Origin of the sequence: Alloscardovia omnicolens DSM 21503, from assembly GCF_000420505.1 — a bacterium.
GTDB lineage: Bacteria > Actinomycetota > Actinomycetes > Actinomycetales > Bifidobacteriaceae > Alloscardovia > Alloscardovia omnicolens.
Map to the genome: position 1 here is coordinate 1 of NZ_ATVB01000010.1, position 12,084 is coordinate 12,084.

Genomic DNA, 12,084 nt, shown 5'->3' on the forward strand with positions numbered 1-12,084 from the left:
CGGGTGTGGAAGCGTGGTAACACGTGGAGCTGACTGGTACTAATAGTCGAAGACAATAACACACCATAATTTTTTATGGTTTTGGTTAAACATTGAATACTCTTCCTTGCAACAAGGAACATTAAATCTGCGTACAAAACGATTCGCGTCTGCTAGCCGGTCCCCAAACCAACACGAGCCTCGTGTCGGTGGATACGAGGATAATTAAAGATTTTGCGGTGGTCATGGCCTAGGGGAAACGCCCAGTCTCCATTTCGAACCTGGAAGCTAAGACCTAGCACGGTGATGGTACTGCACTCGATAGGGTGTGGGAGAGTAACAAACCGCCGCAACAACACTTATGGAGGGGTTGCACCATGAACGGTGCAACCCCTCCAACTTTTATAAGCATAAATATAGGCCGCAACAACACTTATCAAAGGGGGCGACCATGATAGGTCGCCCTCTTTCCATATATACACTCCCCACAAATTCAGGGAAGGCTCAGGGATAATCAGGGCGATATTTAGATCCGAAAGTTCTACCATGGAAGTATGAGACTTTTAGGAAATATCATATGGCTCGTGTGCGGTGGACTCATGACAGCAGCGTCATGGTTTATTCTTGGTGCTGTTTTCTGTCTAACTCTGGTGGGCATCCCTATCGGTATTCAATGTTTTAAAATGGCTGGACTGACGTTAACGCCTTTCGATCAAACCGTTGTATACGGTGAAAGCATCACTTCCACACTGGTTAATATTCTGTGGGCAATCACTTTCGGCTGGTTGTTTGCCTTCGCCTACCTCTTTAGCGGCATCGTCAATTGCTTAACGATTATTGGTATACCCTTCGGCATCCAATCATTCAAAATGATGAAGCTCGCCTTTGCTCCGTTTGGTGCACGCATTGTGCCAATCATATAAGCGTAAAAATACACAAGAGCCAGGCTACATAAGTAACCTGGCTCTTCGTTTACCTGGAGATTATTTCTCAGTCTGAGTTAAATCATAAACCGTTACGCCATCAATAGTTTGCGCGGTGAAGTTTTCCTGTACCCACTGAGCAATCTGCTCAGCAGCTGAAGAACCACCATTAGCCTGACCTCCCATACTATTGCCAGCAATATAATAATGAATCAATTTTTTGCTCACATATTCTTTGAACTGTTCCAGCGTAGGATAATTATCCGTTCCATTAAAACCGCCAATCGCCATAACAGGAACTTCACTGGCTAACTGGTATGAAGCCGCAGATTGAGATTCAGTTGTGGCCGCTGCCCATCGGTACTTAGGAGCATCCTCTTGCAAAAGAGCAATCAGTTCAGTACTCGTGGAAGCACCACCACCGCCCACTAAACCGCCCATGCCACCCATACCGCCTGACTCCGTATTATTGCCAGAAGAAGCTGAGCCGTTCGAATTTGATGAATTGGATGATGTGTCAGAACCTGATGAACCTGTTGGTGGGGCGCCACCCATGTTGGAATCTCCACCGCTTGGCGCGCCCTGAGCTCCTTGACCTTGAGGCATAACGCCTTGGGAATTCGAGTCGTTATTCGATGCACCTCTAGGAGATTCGCCTTGAGGGGCTGCCTGGGAAGTATTGCCCGATGAAGGGCCTTGTTGTTGAGACTGCTGCGGGCCAGCAGACTGCGATGAAGTAGCAGAAGTTACACCTGATGCGTTCTGTGTTGCGTACGCCACAGACCACACAGTTGGAGTGATAAGAGTGGCTGCAGCAATTAGACCGATAGAGAAATTACGTATCATATGGGAGGCTGCAGGTTGGGTATGAGTTGTCATTATAATCCTTTAGCTATTGGTATCGGAATTAGAAGAATCCGATTGCGAATTATTGTTATTGTGTGTTTGATCCTGCGGAGCCGTGTTATTAGAGTTATCTGAGTTTCCAGAGTTTTCGGAGTTATTCGACCCATCAGGTCCACCTTGCATTCCACCCTGAGAATTCTGACCGCCAGGACCGCCTTGCATGTTCTGCGACATTGGCTGCATAGTGCCGTGAGCGCTGCTGGAAGCAATCATCCACGTTGTAGGAGCAATAAGAGCAGCACCCACGATAAAACCTATAGCTATGTGAAGGAAGGTTTTCTTCTTTTCTGCAGATGTTTGGCTTGGCGCTACGGGCATAGCTGCCTGAGCTGAGGCTGCTGCAGGAGCGTCGTTCTGAGAAAAGTCCTGATATGGAGCGTTCTGTGTATTGTCTGTCATGATTATTCCTTTGTTTTAATTATTGGTTGATGGAGGTGCCATTCCGCCTCCTCGTGGCCCGCCACCCATGGAGGTTTGAGGTCCAGCAGAGACGATAGATCCGCGATGACCGGTAGAGATAGTAGCTGCCGTCCACGCGATAGGTCCAGCCAAAGCTGAGACAAGAGCAAGAGCTGCACCCAGAGCTGAGATAGTTCTGAGCAATGGTAGGTTCAGATTTAGTTCTGAGATATTACTGATACCGAGAGCAATAAAGATGATTCCAGCGATACCACCAGTAATGAGAACTGTGTAAGCGATCATGGCATAGCCAGAAGCTTGAGAGATAAGAGTAAAACTCCATCCAGCAGTAATCATAATTGTTACCGCAGCAGTCAGAGGTGCCCAGATAGTATGACGTTCTGACCATAAGAGAGCAACGCCTGCAGCACTGAGAACTGCGATAGCTGGGGCGATTGCAACTGTATAATATGCGTGGAAGATGCCAGACATATAGCTGAAAATTAGCCATGTGACAATAAGCCAACCGCCAAAAATAATTGCGCATGCACGGCGAATATCTGTACGGTTTTTCCATCCTGCAACAGCAAGAGCTACAATCAAACCTGCAAGGGCTGCGAAAACGAGCCACGAAATCTGACCGTTAAAATCGCTCGTGAACAAACGATTCCAACCAGTTTCTCCCCACTGTCCACCTTGAGATTTACCAGATTCGCCTGGCACAACCGATCCAGTTTCATCGCCAGTTAAACGACCTAAACCGTTGTATCCGAAGGTCAGCTCCAAGAAGGAGTTATTCTGAGATCCGCCGATATATGGGCGCATACTTGCAGGAACGAGAACGGTGAGTAAAACCCACCAGCCTGCCGAGATGGTCATGGTAACCAGCGCTACTATACCATCAAGGAGCCGACGCCAGAATTTTGTTGGCGAAGCAATCATAAATGCCAGAGCAATTCCCGGAAGAATGAGCATAACCTGCAACTGTTTCGTTAAGAATCCAAAGCCTACAGCAACACCTGCCAGAGCCATCCACCCTGTGCGACGCAGATTACCCAAGCGGGTAGTATCATGCTCAAGAGCGCGCAAAGTAGCAGCTACAGCAGCAACTTCAAGGAAAACGAGCAAAGCATCAGGATTATTAAAACGGAACATCAAAGCAGCTACTGGAGTAGTCATAAAAATAACTGAAGCTAAAATGCCGGTCCAGTTGCCCCAATATCTGCGCGTAACGCTGTAAATCAATCCGGTGGTTAATACTCCCAACACAGCTTGAGGAAGTAAAATCGCGAAGGAGTTCAGTCCAAAAGCGCGCACAGAAAGAGCCATAAGCCAAATAGACGCAGGCGGTTTATCTACAGTAATCGCATTACCGGCATCAGACGAACCCCACAGAAAAGCCCACCAATTCTGCGATCCTGCTTGAGCTGCGGCCGAATAAAACTCGTTGGCATAACCTGAAGCTGTTAAGTTCACAAAGAACACAGCTACTGCAGCAAGCATAACGGCGCCAAAAGCAATCCAATCAGTTCGCGAGCGTGAGGGCAGAACGAAGCGATTTGTGTAGCGATTCGTAGAGCGTGAATGAGTAGAAGAAGTCATAAAGTATCCTTAAACAGCGGGAACAAGAAGACGAACAGGAACAAGGCTTCCTCGGAAAACGGGTGCGCGGAGCGACTCCATGCGTACAGCACGTTTTTGCAAAGCACCGATAGTGCCGCGACCGTAGCGAGAACGCATACGAATCATGCCCTGAATGTCTTTGCGTGCAGTGTCAATAATGTGTACGGAACTATTCGGATCTTCAACCCAGTACACGGGGATTTGATTGAGTTGAAGACCGCGGTTTTGAGCCAGAAGAAGAAGCTCTGTGTCGAAGAACCATTCATTATCTTGAATGGATGGAGCTAGAGCACGGAAAACATCGGCGCGTACAGCTTTAAAACCGCATTGCGCATCGCTAAAGTTTGCGCCCGAATAGCTGCGCAGTAAGAAGTTGTAGCAGCGCGAAATAATATCGCGGAGAAAACTGCGCGCGGTTTTTGATTCTTTCATAAGTCGCGAACCAATCGCCAAATCCGCCTTATGATGAAGAAGAGGAAGAACGAGATCATCGATGTGCTCCAAACTTGTCGATAAATCCGCATCCATATAAGTAACAACCTCAGCGGACGAACTCATCCACGCGGTTTTTAACGCTAAACCGCGACCTTTACGCTGAAGATGCATAGCTCGAATAGATTGCGGGTGCTGAGCTGTTAACTCAGTAGCGATATTCCACGTAGAATCGGTGCTGGCATTATCGATAACAACAATGCGCCAGGAGAACGTAGTATTATGCCTCTCAGCGAGATACTCGTGTAAGGATTCGACTGCATTGTGCAGGCATGATTCCTCGTTATACACCGGTATCATAAACTCTACGTCCGCTGGTTCGGGAGCGCCGTAATACGAAACTCTTTGAGATTCAAATGAAACGATGGATGAGTGTTCCATGGAGGGGTGTTCCATATGTGCTCCTTTCAGGATGTCTGGTTTAAGTTAAACGAAAGAATCTGAAGGCAAACTCCATGTAAAGTTTGGTTCTTCTCCACGTTCGCTGAAAGCTTTCTGAAAGGTGAAGAGTGTATAGTGACTGGTGAAGGCAAAAATATCAAGGAGGATTATATGAAAACAGTGAGCATTGGTCGCACACCAGTGAAGTCGTCGGCTGTGGCTCAAGGCGTGATGCGTATGGCTGAAAAGTCAGCAGCAGAAGCTGAAAAAATTACTGCCGCAGCTCTTGAAGCAGGCATTACCTTCTTCGATACTGCAGATGTGTATACGGATGGTGAGAGCTCGCGTAAGCTTGGCGCTGCTTTGAAAAGCTTGAACGTTGATCGTTCTTCTATAGAACTGCAAACAAAAGTCGGTATTATTGCTGCAGAAGAAACAGGCTCGGTAACTGTTTATGATTTTTCGAAGAAACGCATTCTTGACCGCGTTGATTATGAACTGAAAAACTTACAGACCGATTATGTTGATTTTTTGCTTCTCCATCGTCCGGATACGCTGCTTGAGCCTGATGAGATTAATGAGGCGTTTGCCGAGCTTAAGACTGCTGGGAAGGTGCGTCATTTTGGTGTGAGCAATATGTCCGCTTGGCAGACCGAGTTCTTGCAAAGCGAGCTCGATGAGAAGTTAGAGGTTAATCAGTTGCAGCTGAGTTTGGCGCATAGCGGCATGATTGATCAGAATATTTACACCAATATGGAAGAGACGCGCAGTATCGATCGTGATAGTGGGTTGCTTGAGTATTCTCGTTTGCGCAAGATGACTATTCAGGCATGGAGTCCGCTGCAAGCAGGATTCTTTGGCGGCACTTTCGTGGATAATCCGGAATTCCCAGAGCTTAATGCGAAGCTCGAAGAATTGGCAGGCAAGTATAACAGCACAAAGAATGGTATTGCGGTAGCATGGTTGCTGCGTCATCCATCCAATATGCAGGTGATTATTGGTTCGATGAATACTGAGCGTATCGCACAGTTTGCTGCAGGAGCAGATGTGCAGCTGAGCCGCCAAGAATGGTATGAGCTCTATGCTGCTGCAGGCAATTTGCTACCATAACTTCCATGTATAACTTCACTCCACAGCGTTGCACGTCTACCAAGAAGATTATGTACAAGACGCGTGACCAAGCGCAAAATGCGGTTCGCGACAGCTATATTGAGCGAGGCGTGCAACTGTGGGTGTATGTGTGTGATTATTGCGGCACATGGCATTTAACAAGTCGGCCGCCCGTCCAGGATGCGATTCGCAACGTGGGCAGAACATCTGCTCCTACAGGGCGTAAATCCTGGTCGGGCAAGCCGGTTTTATCTCGTAAGCGCGGATTTAAGCCGCGCAAGCACTAATCAATTTTAGAAACTGCGTCCCGTAAAGCCTTGCTCACGAGCAGGTTTACCGAAAGCACGTGTTAAGCGACCGGTATCCGCGGTCTGAGAAGCGATGTGCTCAGTAAATGCCATCACAGGCGTATTAGGGTTGCGCAAATCATAATACTTCTTTACTTCTTCATCGAAATCGTGCAGAGCATCGGTCATGCTTTCAATCTCGCTGTCTGCAGGGTAGCGGTTCTCAAAGAACTGCAGCGAGCGGTCCATACGCGGCTTAATCTGAGGTTGCTGGGACGGACGGCCAATCGCCAAACCGAGCACAGGGAATGTACGCTCCGGCAGATCAAGCAAATCAATAACTGCCTGCTGATCGTTTAAAATCGAGCCCAAAATAACTGCACCCAAACCGAGGGACTCCGCGGCTGTCTCCATCGCATGCAGAGCCAAAACAGCATCGTTCTGCCCCTGAGTAAAGGTGTAATCAGAGTCCAAAGTAATAGAATCCTCAGGAACACCGGCCTCGCGAGCGATGCGCAAGTTGCGGTGGTCATCGATAATAAAAATGTAGAGGAGTGGAGCCTGCGCAATATACGGCTGATTGCCAATCTCAGCCAAACGCTGTGCCACAACCTTATCGCTAATGCGGATCGCGAACCATGCGTTAAAGTACTGACTGGTTGCAGCCTGCTGAGCGGCGCGCTCGAGCGTTTCGCGCTCATCCTCGCTAATCGGCGTATCCTCGAAAGCGCGAATCGTGCGGCGGGTGAGCAAAGTATCTACAGTAGGGTTGTGAATAATAGCCATAATACGCATACTAATAAAGCCCTTACCTTGAGGGTAAGAGCTTTAAGCATTGAGTGAAAATTGCGTGCCTACTTTTTGCCGTTCTTCCGCGCGGCGCGCGTGTGACGGTACTTTACGAAACTCTCTGAACCTCGCTGCGACAAATTCGTGAGCAGAGAACCGAGCGCAGCCGAAAGAGCAGCAAAAATCATAGAGGCAATAATGCCGTCGGCTAAATCGTTGCCATCGTCGTCCACAGCCTTCGCACCCAAAACCTTGCGCTTACCGCGCTTCCATATGGTTTCAGACAGCTTGCCTGCAATAATACCTACGACAGCTGGGATGCCAAACTTGAGCAGTTTATCGAAAGCATCGTCTGGATCGCTTTTAATCTGCGTGCGCAGGGTATTAACCTTCGTATCGACCTTGCGCAGCTGCTCGACGGCCTGCGGTTGGGAAGTGCCTTGCGAAGTATCTGATGTGTGCTTGCTCATGTCTCTTATTATCGCATAGCAAGCATACTTCGTTGCACTCTGCTCATTCTTTGTTAGTATAAAAGGGTGAATCAACGAGGACGTTTATTTTTATTGCGCCATGGTCAAACCATGTGGAGCGAAACAGGACAATATACCGGTCGAACGAATATCCCGCTAACTGCAGGGGGAGAGCAGCAGGCTGTGGCTGCAGGTCAGCGTTTGCGGGCGTTTGGCGCTCGCATAAAGAGCGAGAACGTGTATGTATCGCCGCTGCGTCGCGCGCAGAAAACGGCTGAGCTTGCCGGCTTCTCTTCTTTTGTGGTCGATAATAATCTGGCTGAGTTTGATTACGGTCCAGCAGAAGGTCGCACGCGTGCTCAGATAGCAGCTGCTTTGGGCGCGGACACATGGAATATTTGGGATATTGGACCGTTGAACCTGCCAGAAGAGCTGCAAGGGACGCGCGTAGAGAAGATCGATAACTTTGGCGACATCGAGGTCGTTGCGGGAGTTGGCGAGTCAGCGCATGAGGCTGCGGTACGCGTTTCTGAGCTGATCGATAAGGTTATGCCGAAGCTGATGGCTGGTGAGGATGTTCTGTGTGTAGCCCACGCTCATATTTTGCGTATCTTGACGACGCAATGGCTTGATTTATTGCCAGAGCATGCGCGCAACTTCCGTTTGGATACGGCCCACTTCTGTGTGCTGGATTGGCATCATGAGGATAGGGTTGTGGCGTACTGGAATTTGTAGAGGTTTCTCTTCTTTTTTGACGAGATTTTGACGATTCACCTCGTACTACACGTTTAAGCCAAAAGTTTTGGCTTGTTTCTGTAGTACGAGGTGAATTGTTATGTGGGTCAATCAAAATCTCCAAGAATCTCCGGGAATAAATTTGCCAAATAAAAGTTGAGTGATGTAGACTCAAGTTTAGGAAAGCAAAAAGTTGAGTATGAACAAATCAACTTTGAAGCTTTGATGAACGAGAAACGTAAAACGCAAAGACTTATAAGAAAGGATACACATTATGGGTCGCGCAGTAGGTATTGATTTAGGTACAACAAACTCCTGCATTGCAACATTGGAAGGTGGTCAGCCAACCGTTATCGTAAACGCAGAAGGCTCCCGCACCACGCCATCGGTTGTTGCTTTTAGCAAGTCCGGCGAAATCATTGTTGGCGACGTAGCAAAGCGTCAGGCGGTTACGAACGTAGATCGCACCATCTCCTCGGTAAAGCGTCATATGGGTACCGATTGGACCGTAAAGATTGACGACAAGGAATGGACTCCACAGGAGATTTCCGCTCAGATTCTTATGAAGCTCAAGCGTGATGCCGAGGCATACCTCGGCGAGCCAGTAACCGATGCAGTTATTACCTGCCCTGCATACTTCAACGATGCTCAGCGTCAGGCAACTAAGGATGCTGGTACCATCGCTGGCTTGAACGTGCTTCGTATTATTAACGAGCCAACCGCAGCAGCTTTGGCTTACGGCCTCGAAAAGGGCAAGGAAGACGAACGTATTCTCGTCTTCGATTTGGGTGGTGGTACCTTCGATGTGTCCCTGCTTGAAATTGGTAAGGATGATGAGGATGGCTTTGCAACCATCCAGGTTCAGGCAACCAATGGTGATAACAAGCTCGGTGGTGACGATTGGGATCAGGCTATTATCGACTGGATCGTAACCGAAGTTAAGAACAAGTACGGTGTAGATGTTTCTAAAGATAAGATTGCAACTCGCCGCTTGAAGGAAGCAGCTGAGCAGGCAAAGAAGGAGCTGAGCTCCTCAACATCCACCACAATTTCTCAGCAGTACTTGGCTATGGCTCCTGACGGAACTCCAGTACATTTGGATGAGACTTTGACCCGTGCAAAGTTCGAAGAAATGACTTCTCATCTCTTGGAACGCACCCGCAAGCCATTCAATGCAGTACTTGCAGACTCTGGTATTTCTGTATCTCAGATTGACCATGTGGTGCTCGTAGGTGGTTCTACTCGTATGCCAGCCGTGCAGGAACTCGTAAAGGAGCTTACTGGCGGTCGCGAAGCTAACAAGTCCGTAAACCCAGATGAGGTAGTGGCGGTTGGTGCAGCAGTTCAGTCCGGTGTTATTAAGGGCGACCGTAAGGACGTTTTGCTTATTGACGTTACCCCATTGAGCCTTGGTATTGAAACCAAGGGCGGCATTATGACTAAGCTGATTGAACGCAACACTGCTATTCCAACCAAGCGCAGCGAAGTCTTCTCTACTGCAGAAGATAATCAGCCAAGCGTTTTGATTCAGGTTTACCAGGGTGAGCGTGAATTCGCTCGCGATAACAAGCCACTGGGAACCTTCGAATTGGGCGGTATCGCTCCAGCACCTCATGGTGTGCCACAGATTGAAGTAACCTTCGATATTGATGCAAACGGTATTGTGCACGTATCTGCAAAGGATAAGGGCACAGGTAAGGAACAGTCTGTAACCATTTCCGGCGGTTCCGGCCTCGATAAGGACGAAATCGATCGCATGGTGAAGGAAGCTCAGTCTCACGAAGCAGAAGATAAGAAGCGTCGTGAAGAAGTGGATACCCGCAACCAGGCTGAAGCATTTGCATATCAGACTGAAAAGCTTGTTTCTGAGAACAAGGATAAGATTTCCGAAGAACTTGCTTCCGATGTAACCGCTAAGACCAATGCTTTGAAGGAAGCCTTGAAGGGCGAGGATATCGAAGCTATTAAGGCTGCACAGTCTGAGCTGATGACTGCTGCACAGAAGATTGGTGAGTCTTTGTACTCCCAGCAGCAGGCAGAAGGTGCAGCAGGTGCTGCCGGCGCTGGTGCAGCAGGAAACGGTGCTGCAAACAATGGCGGCGATGATGATGTAGTAGATGCTGAAGTAGTGGACGACGACAAGGAATAATATGTCTGAATTCAATACAGAGGACTATGTGAACGGTATGGATGATGTGGATAAGCTTGCCAATCAAGAGAAGGTTGAACAGACTGATCACACGTCTCCTGCCGAGCAGGTAGAGGAAACTGAGAAAGCTTCTGAACCATCACAAGAGAACTCCCAAGAACAGTCTCAAGACGCTCAGTCTCAAGACGCGAGCGAAGACAGTCTTACCCCGCTCGGTAAAGCGAAAGCAGAAGCAGCTGAGTATCTCGAAGCTCTTCAGCGTGAACGCGCTGCTTTTGTGAACTTCCGTAACCGAGTATCCAAAGAGCAGGATCGTTACCGCGAACATGGCGTGGTTGATGTGCTCACAGCATTACTTCCAGCTCTTGACGATATTGATCGTATTCGCGCGAACTCGCAGATGGATGACTCTTTCAAGGCAGTAGCTGCCAAGATAGATAAGACTTTCGAAAAGTTTGGCGTAGAAAAATTCGGTGAGGCAGGCGAGGACTTCGATCCAACGCATCACGAGGGCATTTTGCGCAAGCCAGATGCCGATGCTTCACACGAAACGGTTGATACTGTGGTGGAAGCTGGCTACAAGATAGGCGACCGAGTTATTCGAGCAGCTCGCGTTGTTGTAGCAGTTCCTCAAGATAACGAGTAAAGAAAGTATGGCGGTTGGCTACGGTCAGCCGCCATTATTCTAAAAGTGTTCTTAAACGTGTGTATAACAAAAACAGCTGTGTATAACCAGTAAGGAGGAGTCATGGCTGAACAAGATTGGCTAGGAAAAGACTTCTACGCAGTTCTGGGAGTCTCTAAAGATGCTGATGATAAAGAAATATCAAAAGCTTTCCGTAAATTAGCGCGAAAATATCATCCGGATTCTCATCCAGGAGATGCCGCTGCCGAGGAAAAATTTAAGGAAATTTCCGAAGCATACGAAGTGCTGAGCAATAAAACAGAACGTCAAAAATACGATGCAATCCGCTCTTTCGGTGCTGGAGGCGCTCGCTTTGCAGGCGGATCGGGGGCTGGCGGATACGAAGATATTTTCGGTTCAATGTTCGGCGGCATGGGGTCAGGTCATGGCGGATACTCGTCCATGAACTTCGGCGGCATTAATCTCGAAGATTTAATGGCGCAAGCTCAAGGTGGCTTTGGTGGTAATCCGTACGGTCAGCCGCGTCGTTCCGGTTTTTCTTCATATAATCCGTATGAACCGCAACCTGAACCTGTTAAAGGTGAAGATCGTAAGGCAAGCGTGAGCTTAAGCTTTGAAAAAGCTGTGCGAGGCGCGACGGTATCGCTCAATATTAAAGGGGAAAGTTTCAAAACTAAAGTTCCAGCAGGTATTCATGATGGCCAAAAAATTCGTGTTGCTGGCAAAGGTAAGCCGGGAACTAATGGCGGAGCACACGGAGATCTGTATTTAACTGTGCAAGTTAAAGACGACCCAGTTTTCCATATGGAAGGCATTGATTTAGTGCGTTCCGTGCCGGTTACTGTGGCTGAAGCAGCTTTAGGTGCGAAGATTTCTGTGCGTGATTTTGCCGGAGAGCAGGTTGAAGTAAAAGTACCGTCTGGCTCAACAACAGGTACGCAAGTGTGCGTGAAAAAGCATGGAGTAAAAACAAAGAAAGCAACTGGCGATTTGATTGTGCGCTTGGACGTGCAGATACCTACGAAGCTTGGCTCGGACTATAAGAAAGCAGTTAAGGCTTTTGACGAGGCTACTGCTGATTTTTCTGAAGAGATTGCACAGCAACGCTTAAGCTAGGATCTGCTTGCATAGCGATGCTCAGAGAGAACCTTCTCGAAAAGACAAGCAGCAGAGCGCTATGATCGTAAGAGAAGAA

13 protein-coding genes and 1 rRNA gene are annotated in these 12,084 nt (G+C 48.2%); 8 read left to right on the forward strand and 6 right to left on the reverse strand.

Annotated features, from left to right (window positions below):
• Positions 1-214: 214 nt before the first annotated feature.
• A 5S ribosomal RNA gene (rrf, locus tag G464_RS0105120) occupies positions 215-332 on the forward strand.
• 201 nt (positions 333-533) lie between these two features.
• The gene (locus G464_RS0105125) at positions 534-902 is read left to right on the forward strand and encodes a YccF domain-containing protein (protein WP_021618805.1); all 369 of its coding nucleotides are present in this window, start codon (positions 534-536) and stop codon (positions 900-902) included.
• Between the two features lie 60 nt (positions 903-962).
• Here the strand turns inward: G464_RS0105125 and G464_RS09685 are convergent, their stop codons facing one another.
• From G464_RS09685 to G464_RS0105145, 4 genes are read right to left on the reverse strand one after another with little or no spacing between them, the layout of a single operon-like run.
• A complete protein-coding gene (locus G464_RS09685; RefSeq protein WP_022857000.1) occupies positions 963-1,781 on the reverse strand; it encodes a mannosyltransferase YkcB-related protein in 819 nt (272 codons plus the stop codon).
• A 9-nt stretch (positions 1,782-1,790) separates the two neighbouring features.
• Positions 1,791-2,207: a hypothetical protein gene (locus G464_RS09690; protein WP_022857001.1), complete on the reverse strand. Its 417-nt coding sequence runs from the start codon at positions 2,205-2,207 to the stop codon at positions 1,791-1,793.
• Between the two features lie 15 nt (positions 2,208-2,222).
• Positions 2,223-3,809: an ArnT family glycosyltransferase gene (locus G464_RS09010; RefSeq protein WP_022857002.1), complete on the reverse strand. Its 1,587-nt coding sequence runs from the start codon at positions 3,807-3,809 to the stop codon at positions 2,223-2,225.
• A gap of 9 nt (positions 3,810-3,818) precedes the next feature.
• Positions 3,819-4,718 carry a dolichyl-phosphate beta-glucosyltransferase gene (locus G464_RS0105145; RefSeq protein ID WP_051126686.1) on the reverse strand — a complete coding sequence of 300 codons (900 nt, stop codon included), beginning with the start codon at positions 4,716-4,718 and terminating at the stop codon, positions 3,819-3,821.
• A gap of 156 nt (positions 4,719-4,874) precedes the next feature.
• Here G464_RS0105145 and G464_RS0105150 point away from each other — a divergent pair, with 156 nt between their 5' ends.
• Positions 4,875-5,813 (forward strand): aldo/keto reductase, encoded by a 939-nt coding sequence (locus G464_RS0105150; protein ID WP_022857004.1) that lies wholly within the window; start codon positions 4,875-4,877, stop codon positions 5,811-5,813.
• Positions 5,814-5,818: 5 nt separating this feature from the next.
• Positions 5,819-6,100, forward strand: coding sequence for a hypothetical protein (locus G464_RS0105155; protein WP_022857005.1), 282 nt, complete (start codon positions 5,819-5,821; stop codon positions 6,098-6,100).
• A 6-nt stretch (positions 6,101-6,106) separates the two neighbouring features.
• Here G464_RS0105155 and G464_RS0105160 read toward each other — a convergent pair whose 3' ends face one another.
• A complete protein-coding gene (locus G464_RS0105160) occupies positions 6,107-6,886 on the reverse strand; it encodes a nitroreductase family protein (RefSeq protein WP_051126687.1) in 780 nt (259 codons plus the stop codon).
• Positions 6,887-6,954: 68 nt separating this feature from the next.
• Entirely contained in the window at positions 6,955-7,359 is a 405-nt protein-coding gene (locus G464_RS0105165) for a DUF4235 domain-containing protein (protein ID WP_022857007.1), read from the reverse strand.
• Positions 7,360-7,425: 66 nt separating this feature from the next.
• Between G464_RS0105165 and G464_RS0105170 the strand changes: the two genes are divergently transcribed.
• From G464_RS0105170 to G464_RS0105185, 4 genes are all read left to right on the forward strand, one after another.
• Positions 7,426-8,094 (forward strand): histidine phosphatase family protein, encoded by a 669-nt coding sequence (locus G464_RS0105170; protein ID WP_022857008.1) that lies wholly within the window; start codon positions 7,426-7,428, stop codon positions 8,092-8,094.
• 274 nt (positions 8,095-8,368) lie between these two features.
• The gene (gene dnaK / locus G464_RS0105175) at positions 8,369-10,243 is read left to right on the forward strand and encodes a molecular chaperone DnaK (RefSeq protein ID WP_022857009.1); all 1,875 of its coding nucleotides are present in this window, start codon (positions 8,369-8,371) and stop codon (positions 10,241-10,243) included.
• Position 10,244: 1 nt separating this feature from the next.
• Complete coding sequence (grpE, locus tag G464_RS0105180) at positions 10,245-10,889, forward strand: nucleotide exchange factor GrpE (RefSeq protein WP_022857010.1); 645 nt, start codon at positions 10,245-10,247, stop codon at positions 10,887-10,889.
• 102 nt (positions 10,890-10,991) lie between these two features.
• Positions 10,992-12,005 (forward strand): DnaJ C-terminal domain-containing protein, encoded by a 1,014-nt coding sequence (locus G464_RS0105185; protein WP_022857011.1) that lies wholly within the window; start codon positions 10,992-10,994, stop codon positions 12,003-12,005.
• Positions 12,006-12,084: the final 79 nt, after the last annotated feature.